The 18,313-nt window shown below is 63.4% G+C and carries 20 protein-coding genes and 1 pseudogene; all 21 read left to right on the top strand.

Annotation, left to right across the window (positions count from 1 at the left end):
• Positions 1-61 precede the first annotated feature (61 nt).
• Positions 62-2,698, top strand: coding sequence for a phage tail tape measure protein (locus tag J4P02_RS19380; RefSeq protein WP_426193169.1), 2,637 nt, complete (start codon positions 62-64; stop codon positions 2,696-2,698).
• A gap of 9 nt (positions 2,699-2,707) precedes the next feature.
• A complete protein-coding gene (locus J4P02_RS19385) occupies positions 2,708-3,553 on the top strand; it encodes a phage tail protein (protein ID WP_426193171.1) in 846 nt (281 codons plus the stop codon).
• A complete protein-coding gene (locus J4P02_RS19390) occupies positions 3,528-3,734 on the top strand; it encodes a tail protein X (protein ID WP_426193173.1) in 207 nt (68 codons plus the stop codon). Before J4P02_RS19385 ends, J4P02_RS19390 begins: the two co-directional genes overlap by 26 nt.
• A 61-nt stretch (positions 3,735-3,795) precedes the next feature.
• Entirely contained in the window at positions 3,796-4,839 is a 1,044-nt protein-coding gene (locus tag J4P02_RS19395; RefSeq protein WP_426193175.1) for a phage late control D family protein, read from the top strand.
• 87 nt (positions 4,840-4,926) lie between these two features.
• Positions 4,927-6,078: a glycosyl hydrolase family 18 protein gene (locus J4P02_RS19400; RefSeq protein WP_426193177.1), complete on the top strand. Its 1,152-nt coding sequence runs from the start codon at positions 4,927-4,929 to the stop codon at positions 6,076-6,078.
• A 49-nt stretch (positions 6,079-6,127) separates the two neighbouring features.
• Complete coding sequence (locus J4P02_RS19405; RefSeq protein ID WP_426193179.1) at positions 6,128-6,712, top strand: phage tail terminator protein; 585 nt, start codon at positions 6,128-6,130, stop codon at positions 6,710-6,712.
• Positions 6,709-6,891, top strand: a complete 183-nt coding sequence (locus J4P02_RS19410) for a DUF2635 domain-containing protein (protein WP_110724295.1) — start codon at positions 6,709-6,711, stop codon at positions 6,889-6,891. The genes J4P02_RS19405 and J4P02_RS19410 overlap by 4 nt, the downstream gene beginning before the upstream one ends.
• Complete coding sequence (locus J4P02_RS19415; RefSeq protein ID WP_426193181.1) at positions 6,891-8,387, top strand: phage tail sheath subtilisin-like domain-containing protein; 1,497 nt, start codon at positions 6,891-6,893, stop codon at positions 8,385-8,387. The genes J4P02_RS19410 and J4P02_RS19415 overlap by 1 nt, the downstream gene beginning before the upstream one ends.
• A 66-nt stretch (positions 8,388-8,453) precedes the next feature.
• A complete protein-coding gene (locus tag J4P02_RS19420) occupies positions 8,454-8,801 on the top strand; it encodes a phage tail tube protein (protein ID WP_426193183.1) in 348 nt (115 codons plus the stop codon).
• Positions 8,798-9,094 carry a phage tail assembly protein gene (locus J4P02_RS19425; RefSeq protein WP_426193185.1) on the top strand — a complete coding sequence of 99 codons (297 nt, stop codon included), beginning with the start codon at positions 8,798-8,800 and terminating at the stop codon, positions 9,092-9,094. The genes J4P02_RS19420 and J4P02_RS19425 overlap by 4 nt, the downstream gene beginning before the upstream one ends.
• A gap of 130 nt (positions 9,095-9,224) precedes the next feature.
• Positions 9,225-10,742, top strand: coding sequence for a hypothetical protein (locus J4P02_RS19430; RefSeq protein WP_426193187.1), 1,518 nt, complete (start codon positions 9,225-9,227; stop codon positions 10,740-10,742).
• Entirely contained in the window at positions 10,735-11,979 is a 1,245-nt protein-coding gene (locus tag J4P02_RS19435; protein ID WP_426193189.1) for a DNA circularization protein, read from the top strand. Before J4P02_RS19430 ends, J4P02_RS19435 begins: the two co-directional genes overlap by 8 nt.
• A gap of 3 nt (positions 11,980-11,982) precedes the next feature.
• The gene (locus tag J4P02_RS19440) at positions 11,983-13,023 is read left to right on the top strand and encodes a phage baseplate assembly protein (RefSeq protein WP_426193191.1); all 1,041 of its coding nucleotides are present in this window, start codon (positions 11,983-11,985) and stop codon (positions 13,021-13,023) included.
• Between the two features lie 37 nt (positions 13,024-13,060).
• A complete protein-coding gene (locus J4P02_RS19445) occupies positions 13,061-13,567 on the top strand; it encodes a phage baseplate assembly protein V (RefSeq protein ID WP_426193193.1) in 507 nt (168 codons plus the stop codon).
• Between the two features lie 2 nt (positions 13,568-13,569).
• The gene (locus tag J4P02_RS19450; protein ID WP_426193195.1) at positions 13,570-13,968 is read left to right on the top strand and encodes a phage GP46 family protein; all 399 of its coding nucleotides are present in this window, start codon (positions 13,570-13,572) and stop codon (positions 13,966-13,968) included.
• On the top strand, positions 13,958-14,998 hold the full coding sequence (locus tag J4P02_RS19455; RefSeq protein ID WP_426193197.1) for a baseplate J/gp47 family protein: 1,041 nt from the start codon (positions 13,958-13,960) through the stop codon (positions 14,996-14,998). The genes J4P02_RS19450 and J4P02_RS19455 overlap by 11 nt, the downstream gene beginning before the upstream one ends.
• On the top strand, positions 14,986-15,585 hold the full coding sequence (locus J4P02_RS19460; protein ID WP_426193199.1) for a YmfQ family protein: 600 nt from the start codon (positions 14,986-14,988) through the stop codon (positions 15,583-15,585). Before J4P02_RS19455 ends, J4P02_RS19460 begins: the two co-directional genes overlap by 13 nt.
• 51 nt (positions 15,586-15,636) lie before the next feature.
• A pseudogene (locus J4P02_RS19465) lies at positions 15,637-16,483 on the top strand (phage tail protein); the annotation flags it as partial.
• Positions 16,484-16,754: 271 nt separating this feature from the next.
• A complete protein-coding gene (locus tag J4P02_RS19470; protein ID WP_426193200.1) occupies positions 16,755-17,132 on the top strand; it encodes a phage tail assembly chaperone in 378 nt (125 codons plus the stop codon).
• A 50-nt stretch (positions 17,133-17,182) separates the two neighbouring features.
• Positions 17,183-17,746, top strand: coding sequence for a glycoside hydrolase family 19 protein (locus J4P02_RS19475; RefSeq protein ID WP_426193202.1), 564 nt, complete (start codon positions 17,183-17,185; stop codon positions 17,744-17,746).
• 41 nt (positions 17,747-17,787) lie between these two features.
• Positions 17,788-18,300: a hypothetical protein gene (locus J4P02_RS19480; protein ID WP_426193204.1), complete on the top strand. Its 513-nt coding sequence runs from the start codon at positions 17,788-17,790 to the stop codon at positions 18,298-18,300.
• Positions 18,301-18,313 lie beyond the last annotated feature (13 nt).

Consider the following 18,313-nt stretch of genomic DNA (forward strand, 5'->3'; position numbering starts at 1 on the left):
ATTGCGACATGGTCTGGTGGCTCACGGATTGAGCCCGTCACCACGGGAGTAGGGACGTTACATGGCGAGCAAACTCTTATCAGAGCTGGCGGTGATAGGCACCGCCATCCGTTCGACGGCGGACGCCGCCTTCAATACGGTAGAAGACCGGATCAAGAAACTGCAGGAGCAGGGCAACCAGGCCAGGGTGCTGGAAAAGACCATAGGCCAGACCCTGCGCCTGCAGGATCAATGGAAAAAGGCCCACGACACCGGAGCGTCTTCCGCCGCCGGATTGTTGCGCCGCTTGCAGGACAGTCGCGACGGACTGCGCCAGCAGGGTGTCCTGGTGCATAAGCTGCGTCAGGAATATCAGGCCCTGGGCAATGTGGCTCGAGGCTCGGCGCTGCAGGCCCGGGGGCATCAGCAGATTGCCCAGGGCAAGGCCGACTTCAAGGCGGCTTACAGCTGGGCCAAATTCGGTGCGGAAAAACTCAGCGTCCCGGTCAAGGTCAACGCCGACTATCAAGCGCTGATCCGCGATATGGCGATCAAGGCCAATGTGGCCAACCAGCCTCAGGAAGCGCAACTGAGCCGCACCGTCATCCAGACCTCCCGAGACACGGGAATGGCCCGTAACGATGTGGCGGCCCTGGTGAGCCAGATGACCACCAGCGGCATGTCGCTGGACAAGGCCCGAGGCTACGCGGCGCTGGGCGCCAAGTTTGCGGTGGGGCAGGGCGCGGCTGGCGAAGACACCGCGCAACTGATGCGAGCCCTGGAGCTGCACGCCGGAATCAGCGATCCCAAGGTCATGGAGCAGGCCCTGGAGGCCATCGCCTTGCAGGGGCTGGCGGGCAACTTCGAGGCCGCCGATATGGCGCGCTTGCTTCCGGCCTTGCTTGAGAGCGCCAAAGGTACGGGGCTTACCGGTATGGATGCGGTGAGCCAGCTGGGCTCGATGCTGCAAGTGCAGATGAACACCGCGGCAAGTCCTGAGGCGGCCGCAGGCCAATTGCAGAACTGGATAGAAAAAATCGGCTCCAGCGATGCGGTCAACGCCTACAAGGATGCCGGCATCGATTACCAGGCTTCGCTGAACACCGGTATCCAGAAGGGCATGTCGAGCCTGGAAGCGAGCTTTGCCCTGGCCATGCAGTACGTCAGGGCCATCGACCCGGACAAGGCGGCGAAGATGGCCGAGGCCCAGGCGCAGATCAGCCAGGAAACGGACCCGGCCAAGGCCAAGGCCATGCTCGAGGCGCTGGAAGAGTCCCTGCGTACCGGCGACCTGTTCACCAATATGCAGATCAAGGCCGCCTTGATGGCCCAGACCCAGGGTCGGCAGCAGTACGAGCAAGTGAAGAAGGACTCGTTGAGCGCTTCGGCTGTTCTCGACAAAAACCTGGCCGAACGTCGACAAGCCTCCGCGCAGCTGTGGAAGGAAACCGAGCAGGCGATCGATGGTGGCATGCAGGCTGTGGGAGCGGCCTTGCAACCGGCTACGGATCTGGCGGCCAAGAGCATCACTTGGGTGGTTGGCAAGCTGACCCAGCTGGCGGAGACGACCCCGTCGCTGGTGCTAGGGGGGACGGCCCTGGGCGCGGCTTTTGTCGCGGTGAAAAAGCTGATGGCGGTCTACAGCGTCGGCAAGGGCCTGCTGGATGTCTTGCGCGGTGGGTTGAACACCGACCCCAAGGTGGCAAAGCGCGTGTCTGGCCGCAAGGCTGGAGGTCTCGACGGATGTAAGCCCGTGGTCGACTGCTGTCTGGGTAAATCCAAGGCGGCAAAGCGCGCGCCTGGTCGCAAGGCGAGCGTCATCGATTGCTGTGACGCTTGGCTCGATTGCGGCCCGGAGAAAAAATCTCGCAAGGGGCGTGGCAAGCGCCAGGCACCGAGGCGCGACTCTCGTTCGAAGGGCCCAGGTCGCCAGGGGTTCAAGAACCCTTTGACGCCCAGTGGCTTGGAGAAAGTGGCCAGCGGGGCGAAAGCCTCTGGTGCCATCGGCACTTTGGCAAAAGGCACAGGTTCCCTGGCCAAGGGGGCCGCATCCCTGTTCAAAGGCGGTGCGATCCTTTCGCTGCTCGGTGCTGGTATCCAGGTTGCGGACACCTATCTGAATGCCCAGACCCAGGATGAAAAAGCCGAGGGTTATGGCGAGGCGGCCGGCAATCTTGCTGGTGCCGCGGCGGGTGCTGCGGCAGGGGCCGCCATTGGTTCGGTGGTGCCGGTCATCGGTACTGTGATTGGTGGGCTGGTGGGCGGCGCCCTGGGCGCCTGGGGCGGTTCGGCTGCGGGGGGCGCCTTGGGTAAAAAGCTCTTCGGCTCCGACGATTCCCTCAAGCGAATGCCCGACGCCGGCCCGCTGATGATGCGTGACGCTGGAAAGAACATCCCGCCCGTCATGGGCGATATCGCCAAGTCCTTCCAGCCAGGCCAGCCCTCACCGCTGATGGGGCAGGTGGTGCGTTCGATGGCGAGCCCATTGGCGTCTGCATCGACACCGGCCGGCATCAGTGCGCCGCCAGCCATCAAGGAAGCAGCGCCGGCGATCGAGCAGCAGTTCAGCTTCGCGCCTTACTTGTCGATCTCGGTCCAGGGCGATGTCAAAGACCCCGCCCAGCTGGCCCGGGAGCTGGAACCCTACCTGCGTTTTCAGTTCGACGAATACAGCCGTCAGGCGGCCGGTCGTCAGTTGTTCGACGCCGCACACATTTAAGGAGCTGGCATGGCCTATATGGAGCAACTGCAATCAGGGCTTGGTGCCCTGGTGGCTGCCGCAGAGGCTGGGCGGCGCAGCGCGGACGAGATGCTGGGCCCGATGAACGGCGCCGTCAGCGATATCCGTGGCGCCGCCCTGGAGCTGGAGAACCTGCCCATTGTCGGGCCGGTGATCGGCGCCAAGCTGCAACGGACCCTGCGCGGCATCAGCGCCGCGCAATCTTTGGTCGGTGAAGTGGCCGCCAAATACAGCCAGGCGGTGAGCGTGGCGGGGGAGGTCCGGCAACGTCTCGAGGCGGTGCAGGAACAGGTGGCCAAGGTTGGCGCGGTGATCAACCGCGTCGGCGGGCAGATCAGCCCCGCGCTGGGCAACATCTTTGCCAGCGAGGTCCTGGCCGATCCGCAGACACCGGCGGCCGAGGCGGTGAAGCCTTTTCCCCACCTGCTGATCCTGCAACCACTGGGCGCCGTTTCACAGCCCTTCTACTTCAACCTCGACACTGCGGCCTTCAATGAACTGCGCCGTCAAACCGGGTTTCGCTGGGCCGGCCAGGAGCGCCTGAGCCGCAGCAGCGCTCAGCAGGCGGTGGGCCTGGGCGATGAGCGGATCACCCTCAAGGGCGCGGTATTTCCGGGGTTCAAGGGCGGCCTGGGCCAGTTGCAGACCTTGCGCAGCATTGGCCGGCAACTGCAGCCACTGAGCCTGACCACGGGTTATGGCGAAGTGCTGGGAACCTGGTGCCTGACCAGCATCGACGAGGACCAGGGTTATTTACTGGCGGGCGGCATTCCCCGCAAACAAGGTTTTTCACTGGAGTTTGTGAGCTATGGCGACGACCTGCAGAACCTCTGACGGAGACCTGCTCGACACCCTGTGCCAGCAGTACTACGGGCACCTGAACGGCAGTCTCGAGGCGGTGTTGGATGCCAATCAGGGCCTGGCCGATGAGCCTCAGCCGTTTCGTGCCGGCGTATTGATCGTGCTGCCGCAACTGCCGCTGCGAACGGCCGCCATGGTTCAGCTATGGGACTGATCGGCCGCTCAACCCCAAGACCCTGGCACGCCCGGGGTGGCTTTTTTCCGGAGCATGCAACATGACCCCAGCCTTTCGAATCGTCGCCGACGGTCGGGATATCACCGCGCTGATCAACGACCGGTTGCTGTCGCTGCGGACCACGGACAAGCCCGGCATGGAGTCGGACGATTTCGAGCTGCGCATCGATGATCGCGACTCAGCCGTGAACCTGCCCAAGCGTGGCGCGCAGATCGAAGTCTTCCTCGGTTATGCCGGCCAGCCCCTGACCCGCTTGGGGCGCTACACGGTGGACGAGGTGGTGGTCAGCGGGCCGCCGGACAGCATCGAGATCCGCGGCAAGGCCAGCGATATGCGCGGCAGCGGCAAGACCACCCGCAGCGGCAGCTGGGAGCAAGTCGCGTTGCAATCGATCGTCCGTGACCTGGCGGCCCGTAACGGCTGGATAGCCGTATGCCCGGTCAGCACCAAGGTGCCTAGGGTGGACCAGCTGAATGAATCCGACTTCAACTTCATCACCCGCCTGGCCCGACAGTACGACTGCACCGCCAAGGTCGCCGCAGGCAAGCTGCTGGTGCTGCCGCGCCAGGGCGGCCAGAGCGCCAGCGGCCGGGCCCTGGGGGCGATAACCCTGACCCGGCGGGACGTCACTCGCTATCAGTTCCGCCTGAGTGACAACAGTACCCACAAGGCGGTGCAGACCCGCCACCAGGACCCCAAGAGCGGCAAGCTCAGGGTTATCGAACTGGGTAACGATGCGGCCCCGGCCGAAGTGCCCGCGGTGCATACCGATCGCCATCTCTACCCCAACCAGGCCGCTGCCGAGCAGGCGGCCAAGGCGCGCCTGGCCAGCTTCAACCGCAGCACCGCCGGCCTGCACCTGGAGATGCCGGGGCGCATCGACCTGTTCGCTGAACGCATGATCAACGCCCAGGGTTTCAAGCAGGGGCTCGATGGCCAGTACCTGGTGGACTCGGTCGAGCAGCTGTTCAACGCCTCCGGCTGGACCACTCGGGTCGAGTGCAACGCCGGGCAGAAAGGCAAGGCCCGCGCCAAGGCCAAGAGCAAGCCCGCCAGCAGACCACTGCGAGTGGTGCAGCTGTAAGTCGCCATCCACTTTTCCGCCCTGCGCTCGCAGGGCTGGCCGACAACTCACCTTTTCCAAGCATGCGGTTCACCCGCAGGAGTACTCATGAACTCAGGCAGTGCCCAAGCGGCCTCGAGCAGAGGCGTGCGAGGTTTTTTCCAGTGCCTGATCGGCACCTACACCTTGCTGCTGGCCAGCGCAGCCAACGCCGCGCCCTTTGTCCTGGCCTACACCGATGGCCAGGTCGAAGCCTCCTACAGCAATCTGCAAGCCTTCCATCGCAACCTGTCCGCCGTGGGCCTGGGCAGCACCTACGGGCTGACGGTCACCGGCCAGTTGCACCAGGACGGCATGAACGACACCACGGCCAATATCATCCGCTTCGCCAAGGCCAAGGCCTTGCCGCTGTACCCCACCGTTTCCGACTACAACCAGGACATCGCCGCATTCGACCCGGCGATTTCCCATTCCATAGTCAACGACCCGGTCCTGAGCGCCAGCAGCATCAAGCAACTGCTCAAGCTGACCCGGGACGCAGGCTTTGCCGGCATCAACCTGGATTTCGAGCAGGTCGAACCGCGCAATGCCGAAGCTTTCTCCGCCTATGTCAAAGCCCTGGCCAGCGCCCTGCATGGCAGTGGCAAGAAGCTGATCATCAGCATCCCTCCCAAGCTCGACGACCACCAGCCCGAGTACCTGCAAGGCTATGACTACCGGACCCTGGGGGCGGTGGTCGATTACTTCCAGGTCATGACCTACGACCAGGTCGGGCCGGGCTGGAGCAGCGGCGGCTTCCACCATGAAGTCTGGCCCGGCCCCGAGTCCGGCGCCGACTGGCAGCAGGCGCTGCTGCGTTATGCGGTATCGCGAGTGCCGGCGCGCAAGGTGCTGTCCGGGCTGCCGGCCTATGGGCTGGACTACAGCATCGGCAACCGGGTGCACTGGTCGGCCTACCAGGAAATCATCACCGAGCATGGCGCCACCCTTCACCTGGATACGGCTTCGGCCACCCCTTATGCCACCTGGGGGCCGGTCAAGCATTTCGCCGATGGCGTGCAATGGATACCGCAGCGGGCCCAGCCGGTGCTCTGGTACGACGACGCCAACAGCCTGAAAACCAAGACCGCCCTGGTCGGCACGCTGGGCCTGGGTGGCACCAGTGTCTGGGCCATGGGCTATGAGAACGCCGAGTTTTGGGCGGCAGTGCAGGCGGGGTTGAGCAAAGGCACGGCGCTGTTGCCGGCCGGGCCGAACTGAGCCGCTGCAGCGTTGCCCCGAACATGCATAAGAATCCTGGAGCCTTTCGATGAAATTCAGCGCTGTACTCACCCAGCTGAACAACCAATGCCCCAGCCTGGCTGGACGCATCCTTGCCGGCATCAACCCCGACACCCTTGCCGGTAATACCAGCCAAGCCGTTCCCGCGGCCCAGGTCTCGCCGATCAATGATCTGGCCAGCGCCAGCGCGGCACAGAACGCCCAGGGCCAGGCTATTCGCGAGCGTTGCGAAGTACTCCTGGTGCTTGACGCAACGGACGCTACAAAAGCGCTGGAACTCATGCACGACCTGCGCGCCGAAATCTGGCGCGCCCTGGTCGGTTTCAAACCCGGGCCCGACTACAACCCCATCGAATACGAAGGCGGCGAGTTGGTGTCTCTCAATGCCACTCGCTTGCTCTACCGCCTGCGCTTTTTCGCCGAGTTCCAGCTGGGGCGCAACCTGCCCAGCCAGCCGGCGGAAACCTGGCATGAACGTGAACTCGACGGCTTGCCGTCCTTGACCGGGGTCACGGTGCGGGTCGATGCCATCGATCCGGCAGACCCCAATTTGAAGAAACCGGGCCCCGACGGGCGCCTGGAACTGACTTTCTCAGGAGAGCTGAAGCAATGAGCAAACGCATCACCGTGCTGCCGGTCGCCGGCCGCGCCGTACCGGACCCGGAGGCAGGCGATCTGCTGCCGATGGAAGGTCGTGAAGTACCGGACAACGCCTGGTGGCGTCGACGTCTGGCCGATGGCGATATCACTAGCAAAGCCGTGAAAGCGGCAAAATCTCAAGGAGCCAAATAATGGCGATCGGTTTCAGCAATATCCCGGCGGACATCCGTGTACCGCTGTTCTACGCCGAGATGGACAACTCGGCGGCCAATAGCGCCTCGTCGGCCCTGCGCCGGCTGATCGTCGCCCAGGTCAACGACAACCAGAACGGCGATGACCTCGGCAAGCTGGTGCTGGTGTCCAGCGTGGCCTTGGCCAAGAGCATCGGCGGCCAAGGCTCGATGCTCGCCTCGATGTACGAAACCTGGCGCAAGACCGACCCGGTCGGGGAAATCTGGTGCCTGCCGCTGCGCAGCACCGAAGGCAGCGTGGCCAAGGCCGAGCTGAAGATCACCGGCACTGCCAGTGAAAGCGGCCTGCTCAACCTGTATGTCGGCGGTGTGCGGGTGCAGGCCTCCATCGTCAGCGGTGCCACGGCGGCCCAGGCTGCCAGCGCCCTGGCGCTGAAGATCAATGCCGCGGTGGACCTGCCGGTCACGGCGGCCGCGGTAGAGGGCACCCTGACCCTGAGCGCCAAATGGACCGGCGACAGCGCCAATGACATCAGCCTGCAACTCAATCGCCTGGGCAAGAGCAACGGCGAGCAGACCCCGGCGGGCCTGGCCCTGGTGGTGGGCAAGATGGCCGGCGGCACTGGCGTGCCGGATCAGGTCGCGGCACTGGCCGCCCTAGGCGACGAGCCGTTCGAGTTCATCTGCATGCCCTGGACCGACACCGCCAGCCTGAATGCCTGGCAAGCGGTCATGGGCGACAGCAGCGGCCGCTGGTCCTGGGCCAAGCAGCTGTTCGGCCATGTCTACAGCGCCAAGCGTGGCAGCGTCGGCACCCTGGTGGCGGCCGGCCAGGCGCGTAACGATCAGCACATGACCATCCAGGCCCTGGAAATCGGTGTGCCGCAACCGGTCTGGGTGCAAGCTGCGGCCCTGGCCGCACGCACCTCGGTATTCATTTCCGCCGACGCCAGCCGTCCGACCCAGAGCGGTAGCCTGCCAGGCATCGACCCGGCCCCGGCCAGCGATCGTTTCACCCTGACCGAGCGCCAGTCGCTGCTGAACTACGGCATCGCCACCGCCTACTACGAAGGCGGTTACATGCGCATCCAGCGGGCGATCACCACCTACCAGAAGAACGCCTACGGCCAGGCCGACAACTCCTACCTGGACAGCGAAACCATGCACCAGTCGGCCTTTATCGTGCGCCGCCTGCAAAGCGTGATCACCAGCAAGTACGGGCGCCACAAACTGGCCGCCGACGGCACCCGTTTCGGTGCCGGCCAGCCGATCGTCACCCCGAGCACCATCCGCGGCGAGCTGATCGCCCAGTACGCCAAGCTGGAGCTGGAAGGCCACGTGGAGAACGCCGAACTGTTCGCCGAACACCTGGTGGTGGAGCGCGACGTGCAGGACCCGAGCCGGGTCAACGTGCTGTTCCCGCCGGACTACATCAACGGCCTGCGGGTGTTCGCCCTGCTCAACCAATTCCGTCTGCAGTACGACGCCGCGGCCTGAGCCGGCTCTGCTTCACTGCGCTTTTCCAGCCCGCCTTGAGCGGGCTTATTTTTTGGGAGAAACAACATGGGTCAACTGATTGCGGGCACCTGCTACGTCAAAGTGGACGGCGCTCAACTGACCATCAACGGCGGCTGCGAAGCACCGCTGATGGCCGTCAAGCGGGAAACCGTGGTACCGGGCTTCTACAAGGAAACCGACCTCACCCCGTCGTTCAAGGTCACCGCGCTGCACACCCCGGACTTTCCGCTGAAGCAGCTGATTGCCGGTTCCGACATGACCGTCACCTGCGAATTCGCCAACGGCAAGGTCTATGTGCTGGCCGGTGCCTACCTGGTGGAAGAGCCGGTAGCCAAGGGCGATGACGCCAGCATCGAGCTGAAGTTCGAAGGGCAGAAGGGGACCTGGCAATGAGCAGCATCATCAAGCTCCAGGTGCCGATCGAGGCCCATGGTGAGCCCCTGGCCGAACTCAGCCTGCGCCGCCCGACGGTGCAGGAAGTGCGGGCGATCAAGGCGCTGCCCTACAAGATCGACAAGAGCGAAGAGGTCAGCCTCGATATGGATATCGCGGCCAAGTACATCGCGGTCTGCGCCGGCATTCCACCGTCCTCGGTGAACCAGCTGGACCTGGTGGACCTCAACACCCTGAGCTGGGCGGTGGCGAGTTTTTTCATGAGTGCGGCATCGCAGCCATCGCCGACCTGATCGCTGTCGCCTATGACTTGGCCTGGTTCTGGAAGGTTGACCCCGAACAGATGATGGCCAGGCCACTGGATGTGCTCCGGGAGTCCCTGGAGCACGCGCAACGGATCAATGCGATGCAGCAGGTGCAGTGATGGCGTATCGAAAAAGAAACAAGACCAAGGGCCGGCGGCCCAAGCAGGTCAGACAGAGCAAACCGGCAGCGCCTGTACCGCAGGCCAAGGCCAAGGCCGAGACTGAGACGGTCAAGCCCGCTGTGGCTGATAGCCCGAGCAAATCCCTTGATCCGGAGCTCACGGGCGTCCGCAAGGTGGTGGGCCAGTTCAGGAAAGGCATGGAAGAAAGCGGCCTTGGAGATCTCGACTTTTCGCAAATGCTTTCCGGGACCGGTTTGATCGCTCCTTTTGTGGCAAGCGTTCAGTCGGCGATCAAGGCGGAGGATCTTAAGGCGGCAAGTGCTGCCAAGGCCAAGGGCGTGGCCCGTCCGCACAATCAACTGGGCAGTACTTCGCAACACCTGAAGCAGTTTGATCGGGCGGTAGAGAAAATCACCCTCGATGTAGGGGGGGCATTGCTGCCGGCCATCAATGGCATTGTCACGGGGCTACTACCCGTGCTGACGGTAGTCGGCCAGTTCGTGGCTGAAAACCCAGGCCTGGTGCAGGGCCTGGCAGCGGCGGCGCTGGCCTTTACGGCAGCGACAGCGGCGGCCACGGTATTTGCCGCGCTGTCTTCACCCATAGGCCTGGCGATGCTGGCGATCGCTGCGGTGGCTGGTGTGGTGGTGGCCAACTGGAAGCCGGTCTCGCGGTTTTTCATCGATCTATGGGGGAAAATTTCGCCCACGGTCATGTCGCTGTTCGATCTCTTCAAGGAGGTTTTTGCCTGGACTCCCATTGGCCTGCTGATGACCAATTGGGGGCCTGTGAGCAGTTACTTCCAGACCCTTTGGCAAGAGTTGAATGCCGGTACCGGGCGCGTCTATCAAGCCTTGAACCTGTTCTTCAATTTGAGTGGTTTTGGGGTGTTGATCCGTAACCTGGAATCGATCAAGGACACGGCCAGGGTGGTCTTTTCCGGGCTGCGGGAGCTCTTTGAATGGAGCCCGCTCGGCCTGGTTGCCAGCCAATGGCAGCCTGTTGTGGGGCTGTTCAAGGCTATCTGGGATCTGATCTGGGCGCTGTCGGTAACGGCAAGGACATCGGTGGAGAATCTGTTCAGCTGGTCTCCTGGTCTGGGGATAAGGAAGGACCTGGATGAGATGATCCAGTGGTTTGCCTCATTCCGTGAGCGATTGGAGAAGGTTCTTGCACCCATTCGCGAAAGGCTCAGGGTGACCTTTGGCGATCTGCTCGGCAGTGTCACTGGTGAGGTCAAGGCTCTGGCCACGCGTGTCGAGGAGTACAACAAGCCGATTCTGACCGACGCGCCGTCTCCGCTGCCCTCGACCAACTTGCCGCAGAGTTCCAGCTCGTTGTTGCAACTGGTTGCCGCTAACAACCGCACTCAGCTTGAGGGCGGCCTCACGGTGAGCTTTACCGATGCTCCAGCCGGTTTGCGAGTCGATCAGGCCAATACCAATCAGCCGGGCCTCAATGTGAAATCGACCGTCGGCTATCGCTCACTTTCCCTAGGAGGTTCCTATGCCTGATTCCTGGCGCGATCGTTTATTGCCGGCGTCCTTTCGCGGCGTAGCCTTCTGGGTCGACCAGGCGAAGACCCCGGTGGGCCAGAAAGGCCAGTTGCACGAATACCCCCAGCGCGACCAGCCGTTTTTCGAAGGCCTTGGCCAGCAGGCGAAGATCCACGATCTGACGGCCTTTATCGTCGGCGCCGATTGCCTGGAGCAGCGCGACCTGTTGCTCAAGGCCCTGGAGCAGGGCAGCGGCGAGCTGGTGCACCCTTGGCTGGGGCGGATGCAGGTCAAGGTGGGCGAATGCGAAATGACCCAGAACCGCCAGGACGGCGGCCTGGTGACCTTCAGCCTGAAGTTCTACCCGGACCAGCCGCTGCGCTTTCCCTCGGCGGTGGTCAATACCCAGCAGCAGGTGCTGGTGGCCAGCGATACCCTGCTGGGTTCGGCGGTGCTGCGTTTCGAGTTCGCCACCAACCTGATCAAGCAGGCGCGACTCGGCGTGGACTCGCTGCGCAAGGGCCTGGCGGAGGTGTACCAGGTGATCGAGCACGAGTTCAAACCGCTGATCGAGTTCTATGGCGACCTCAACACCCTGGTCAAGGCGGTCAAGGAAATACCCAAGGAGCTGAGCACGGAGTTCAAGGGGTTGCTGGAAGATGTACGCGGGCTCAAGGACTTTGCCCGTACCGGCTATCGGCAGATGCTCGCCGATATTTCCCAGCAAGTGGAGGCGGCCAAGCGCATCGACGCGCCCAAGCTGACCACCGGCAAGGACACCACTGCAGCGGCCGAAGCGGTGGCCAACCTGGTGCAGGATGCACTGCTGGTGCAGATCGCCCGGCTGGTGTCGGCATTGCCGGTGGCCACGCCGGTGGTGAAGCTCAAGAGCACGCCGCCCCTGGCACAACAGGCCAGCCAGCCGGTCAAGCGCCTGGAAGTACCGGTGGCCGACGATGTGCTGGCCCTGCGTGAGCAGTTCAACGAGCTGATCTGGCAGGCCTCGCTCAAGGCCGATGCCAACCATTACCAGGCGCTCAACAGCCTGCGCCAGCAGGTGCAGGGGCATCTGAATGCCGTCGCTTCATCCGGTGTGCGCCTGGTCAGTCTCAGCCCGAAAAGCAGCACGCCGGCGCTGGTCCTGGCTTACCAGCGCTTTGCCGACGCCACGCGGGTTGGCGAGGTGATACAGCGCAATCGGGTGGCCCATCCGGGTTTCCTGCCGCCGGCCGATCTGCAAGTCGCACGGGAGTGAGTCATGGACGAACTGGCTAATATCGTCACCCTGACGGTGGACGGTCTGGATTACAGCGGTTGGAAAAGCGTCGAGATCACCGCCGACCTGGAGCGTCAGTTCCGCACCTTCAACCTCAATATCACCTGGCAATGGCCGGGGCAGGATGCGCAGGTACGGATTCGCCCCGGCGCTCGCTGCCAGGTGCGTATCGGTTGCGACCTGGTGCTGACCGGGCACGTGTACAAGGCGCCGGTGAGTTACGACGGCAAGCAGATCAGCCTGAGCATCCAGGGCAGCTCGCTGACCCAGGACCTGGTGGACTGCGCGGCGATCAACCAGCCGAGCCAATGGCGCCAGCAGGATCTGCTGAGCATCGTCCGTGCCCTGGCCGGCGCCTATGGGGTAGGGATACGCAGCGAGATCGCGCCCACCAGCAAACTGCACACCCACAGCCTTGTGCCGGGGGAGACGGTGTTCGCCTCCATCGACCGCTTGCTGACCCTGTACCGGGTGTTCTCCACCGATGACGCCGACGGCTACCTGCTGCTGGCGGCACCGGGCAGTGGCGGGCGCGCCAGCGATGCCCTGGAGCTGGGCAAGAACATTCTCTCGGCCAATGCGCCGATGGATTTTTCCGCGGTGTTCTCCGAGTACCGGGTGATCGGCCAGCACAAGGGCAGCGACCAGAGCAGTGGCGCGGCGGTGAGTGAGGTCTTTGGCCACTCCACCGATGCCGGCGCTGTGCGCAAACGGGTCACGGTGATCAGCGAGGCGGCGCAACTGACCGCGCAACTGGCCCAGCAACGGGCCGACTGGGAGCGCGGCACCCGTACGGGCAAGGCCCGCACCACCACCTACCAGGTACAGGGCTGGCGCCAGAGCAATGGCGACTTGTGGAAGCACAACAGCCTGGTGCGGGTGATAGATCCGGTGCTGGGCTTCGACCAGGACATGCTGATCTCCAAGGTCACCTGGTCGCTGTCCGAGCAGGGTTCGATCACCACCTTGCAAGTGGCCCCCCCCGAGACCTTCGACGCCAACCCTGTCCCGCCCAAAGCCTGAAAACCACGCACCCATCCGCACACCGAAGGAACCTTGCATGAGCCTACTGACACGCCTGTTGGCGCGGGGCACCGTGGTGCTCGCCAACTCGGCCAACAAACTGCAATCGCTGCAAATGCGCCTGACCGCCGGTGAGGTCAACGACGATATGGAGCACTTCGAACCCTACGGTTTCACCAGCAACCCTCTGGCCGGTGCCGAAGGCATCGCTACCTTTCTTGGCGGCGACCGTTCCCATGCCGTGGTGCTGGTGGTGGCCGACCGGCGCTATCGCTTGCAGAGCCTGGCCGCCGGTGAGGTGGCGATCTACACCGACGAGGGCGACAAGATCCACTTCAAGCGCGGGCGAGTCATCGATATTGAAACCACCACCTTGAATATCCGAGCCAGCAGTGGCGTCAACATCGACAGCCCGACGCTCAGCATGAGCGGCAAGATCGTCTCCCAGGGCGATCAGCTGGCCGCCGGCATCAGCCAGATCAACCACGTCCACAGCGGCGTGCAAGCCGGTCCCGGGCAGACCGGCGCACCCGTGGGAGCCTAAGCATGTTCGCCACCTATGACCTGAAGAACGCCCTGACCCGGGCGGTGGAAATCAGCCTGTTCACCTGGCGCCGCGCCGCCGATGACGATGCCCTGGACGATGACCAGCGCTATGGCTGGTGGGGCGACAGTTTTCCCACCGTGGCCGATGACCGCATCGGCTCGCGGCTGTGGCTGCTGCGCCGGGTCAAGCTCTCCCGGCAAACCCAGCTCGACGCTGAATTCTATGCCCGCGAAGCCCTGCAATGGCTGATCGACGATGGTCATTGCAAGGCCGTGGAGATACTCAGCGAACGCCTCGACGCCCAGCGCTTGAACCTGCGCACGGTGCTGATCCTGGCCGATGGCGAGCGTCTGGACCTCAACCCCATTCACAGTTGGCAGGTGACCTATGCCGTTTGAAACGCCTTCGCTGCCGGTGCTGATCAAGCGCACCCAAAGCGACCTGGCCAGCGATTCGCTGCGCCAGTCCGATGCCCAAGTGCTGGCCCGCACTCTCAGTGGCGCCGCCTTTGGCCTGTATGGCTACCTGGACTGGATCGCCGAGCAGATCCTTCCGGACAAGGCCGATGAGTCGACCCTGGAGCGCATCGCCGCCTTGCGCCTGAATCAGCCACGCAAGGCAGCCCAGGCCGCCACGGGCAGCGTCAGCTTCACTGCCGCCGCCGGAGCCGTGCTGGATGTCGGCACCTTGCTGCAGAGCAACGACGGTCGCAGCTACAAGGTGACCGCCGCCCGCACCACCAGCGCGGGGCTCAACAGCACCACGATCCAGGCGGTGGATGGTGGCGCCTTGGGCAATGCCGAGGCCGGCCTGAGCCTGATTGCGGTGCAGCCGGTGCAAGGCATCAGCAACCCCTTCACCGTGCTTGCGCCGGGCCTTGGCGGTGGCGTGGCCGAGGAAAGCCTGGAGTCGCTGCGGGCCCGGGTGATTCGTTCCTATCGGCTCATTCCCCATGGTGGCTCGGTGGACGACTACGAGACCTGGGCCATGGAGTGCCCCGGCATCACCCGGGCCTGGTGCCGGCGTACCTACTTTGGGGCCGGCACTATCGGACTGTTTGTCATGCGTGACGACGATCCGCAGCCGCTTCCCACTCTTCAGCAATTGGCTCAGGTCCAGGCCCATATCGATCCATTGCGTCCGGTGACCGCCAGAGTGCGTGTCTTGGCTCCGGTGTTGCAGCCGGTGACCTACACACTGCGCCTGACCCCCGATACCAGCGCGGTGCGCGCCGCGGTCGAGAGCCAGCTGCGGGATTTGCACAGCCGTGAGGCGGGCCTGGGCCAGACCTTGCTGTTGAGCCATATCCGCGAAGCCATCAGCAGCGCCACCGGCGAGCAGGACCATAGCTTGCTGGCGCCTTTGGCCGATGTGCCGGCGGCGAACAACCAGTTGCTGGTATTCGGAGGTTGCCAATGGCAGCAATAAGAAGCGCCGCCCAGTACCAGGAGCAGCTGCGCAGCCTGCTGCCCAGCGGCCCGGCCTGGGACCCGGAGCGGGTGCCGGAACTGGAGCGGGTGCTGCAGGGCGTTGCCCAGGAGTTGGCGCGCATCGACGCCCGGGCCGTGGACCTGCAAAACGAAATGGACCCCGCCAGCGTCAGCGAACTGGTGACCGATTGGGAAAAGGTGATGAACCTGCCCGACCCGTGCCTGGGGCTGACCCCGCTGTTCGAAGACCGGCGCCTGGCCGTGCGCCGACGCCTGCTGGCGGTGGGCAGCCAGCGCGCGGCCTATTTCGTCGAAATCGCCCGCAGCCAGGGTTACCCCAATGCCAGCGTCACCGAGCTGCATACCCCGCGTATGGGCAGCTCACGCTTCGGTGACGGGCATTTTGGCACCTGGCAGGCGAATTTCATGTGGACCCTCAATACCGGCGGCCGCCTGCAACTGGGCCGGCGCTTTGGCGCGAGCTATTGGGGCGAACGTTTTGGCATGAACCCGGGCAGCGCCCTGGAATGCCTGATCCATCGCAGTGCACCGGCGCATACCCGGGTGTACATCAACTATGACTAGAGAAGGCCAGAACAAGTGGATTATCCGAAAAGTGTTCCCAGCGTAGGGCTGATGAATGGCAGGTTTGTCGACGAAAACCCGGTGACCGGGCAAGTCGGCTCTTTGATTTCCTCGGAGTGGGGAAACGCGGTTACCGACGAACTGCTCAATGTGATTCGTGCGGGTGGGAAGGAGCCGGCCGAGGCCGAGCATGATCAGTTGCTGGCGGCAATCAAGGCGATAGTCCGTGATTCGATTCCGCCGGAGAAAATTCGCAGCACCTTGGCCGAGTACGGCATCACCGACGCCTATACCAAGTCGGTGACCTACACCAAGGCCGAGATCGAGGCGCTGCTGAAAAACATGTCGGCCTTGCCGGTGGGGGCCATGGTGCCTTTTCCCAAGGGCGTGGTGCCGGCAGGATTTCTGGAGGTGGATGGCAGTGTGCAGAGTATTGCCACCTATCCGGATCTGGCGGCGTATCTGGGCACTACCTTCAATACCGGCGGTGAGGGGGCGGGGAGTTTCCGCTTGCCGGAGTCGCGGGGGGAGTTTCTGCGTGGGTGGGATCACGGGCGGGGGGTGGATGCTGGGCGAACGCTTGGCAGCCTTCAAAGAGGGTCGGTGGCGATATATGACGCTGACAATAATGGACTGAGCGCAGTGATGGGGATTGGCGCTGCGAATGGTAACGATGGTGCCTTCTTTGGCATGGATGTTATTTCGAAGTCCGGTTACTCGTACGCTGTTCCACTTGCTTACTCTGCGATTCAGGCGGGCGCTGGTCAGGTGGCCTCCAACGATGCATATGCGGGTGTGACTCGACCACGCAACCTGGCGGTGATGTGGTGCATCAAAGCCTGGAACGCTCCCATCAATCAGGGAAATATCGACATCGCAGGCCTGGCCACAAACGTTGCGACACTAGAGGCGAGACCACGTGGCCTGGGCGATGGTCAGACCTGGCAGAACGTCACGGCCAACCGCGTTTCTGGCACTGTCTATACCAACACCACAGGCCGCCCAATCCAGGTTCAGATATCTATCACCACCGGTGGTGTTTCTGCGGTTTGTGCAGGTGTGACTGTGACAACTTCTGCATACCACGCCGCGTTTATTGTGCCGACCGGTGCAACCTACTCAGTGATCCTTGGCAGTCCAGTCAATCCCGTATGGTCGGAGTTGCGCACATGAAGTATTTCCATAATCCCGAGACAAATGATGTTCATGCTTACGATGATGATGCTCCTGCACATTTCATCCCGAGCAGCTTAGTGCCCATGTCCGAAGCCCAGGTACAAGCCTATGTTGAAAAGGCGGCAGCCTTGCCTGCAAAAGAAGATTTGGAGCGCAACTGGCGTGATACCGAACTGACTTCGTTGATGTGGCTGCGCGAGCGGCATCGCGACCAGCTCGAAATCCAGGCCCCGACAAGCATTGACGCGGGGCAGTTCAAGGAACTGCTGGTGTATATGCAAGCCCTGCGCGACTGGCCGCAATCAGCAACCTTTCCCGACGCTCAGTTCCGCCCGTTGGCACCGCCCTGGGTGGCCAAGCAGACTCAATAGACGCCCCGTACCCACGGGGCGTTTTCTTATCCGAACAATGAACTTCAACCATGCCAATCAGTGAACTGCAACTGCTGCAAATCATGCCCAACGCCCGCCACCAAGTGGGCGTTTTTGTTTCACCTCTCAACATTGCAATGGCTCATCGGCAGATCGATACGCCCAAACGCCAGGCGGCCTTTCTCGCGCAGATCGGTCACGAGTCCGGGCAACTGCGCTACGTACGTGAACTGGGCAGCGACCAGTACCTGAGCAAGTACGACACCGGCACTCTTGCCGCGCGGCTGGGCAATACGCCTGAAGCCGATGGCGACGGCCAGCGCTATCGCGGGCGCGGGCTGATCCAGATCACCGGGCGCAGCAACTATCGCCAGTGCAGCCTCGGGCTGTTTGGCGATGAGCGCCTGCTGGAGCTGCCGGAACTCCTGGAGCAAGCGCAATGGGCCGCCGAGTCGGCGGCCTGGTTCTGGGAGCGTGGCGGGCTCAATGCCCTGGCCGATCGCGATGAGTTCCAAAGCATCACCCGCCGCATCAATGGCGGCTTGAACGGTTTGCAGGATCGCCTGCAACTCTGGGCCCGGGCGCGCTCGGTGCTGGGGTTGCCGGCGATCTGAGCGGGCAGCACTTGCAGGATTGCACAACAAGGGAGCGTGCCATGGATTTTCGCAACTGGCTGGCCATCGCGATTGCCGCCGGGGCGCTGTATGCCCTCGGCTATGTCAGCGGTGCCGGCCATCAACGCAGTCAGCAGCAGGCGCTGGACGAGGCCCGGCTCAGGCAGTCCTTCGAACAGGGCCAGGCCCTGGGGACGGTCAAGGAAAAGGTGGTGGTCGAGTACGTCGACCGCATCGTCAAGGTCCGTGAGGCGGGCGCCAGCATTATCAAGGAGGTTCCTATCTATGTGTCCAAAGCGGCGGATGACGCTTGCGTGGTGCCTGCTGGTTTTGTCCGGGTGCACGACGCCGGCGCCGCCAACCTGCCCCTGGCCGCAACCCCCGGCAGTGCTGATGGCGCCGCCTCGGGCGTTGCACTCTCTAGCGTCGCCGCCAGCGTCGTCGACAACTACAGCCAATGCCACGCCAACGCCGAGCAATTGAAGGCGTTGCAGCAGTGGTTGCGTGAGTCCCAGGCGCTGCTTCAGGACGCTTCGGTGGCTCATCGGCCCTGAGGCCTGAACAGGA

It is taken from the genome of Pseudomonas sp. NFXW11 (assembly GCF_049887815.1).
Lineage (GTDB): Bacteria > Pseudomonadota > Gammaproteobacteria > Pseudomonadales > Pseudomonadaceae > Aquipseudomonas.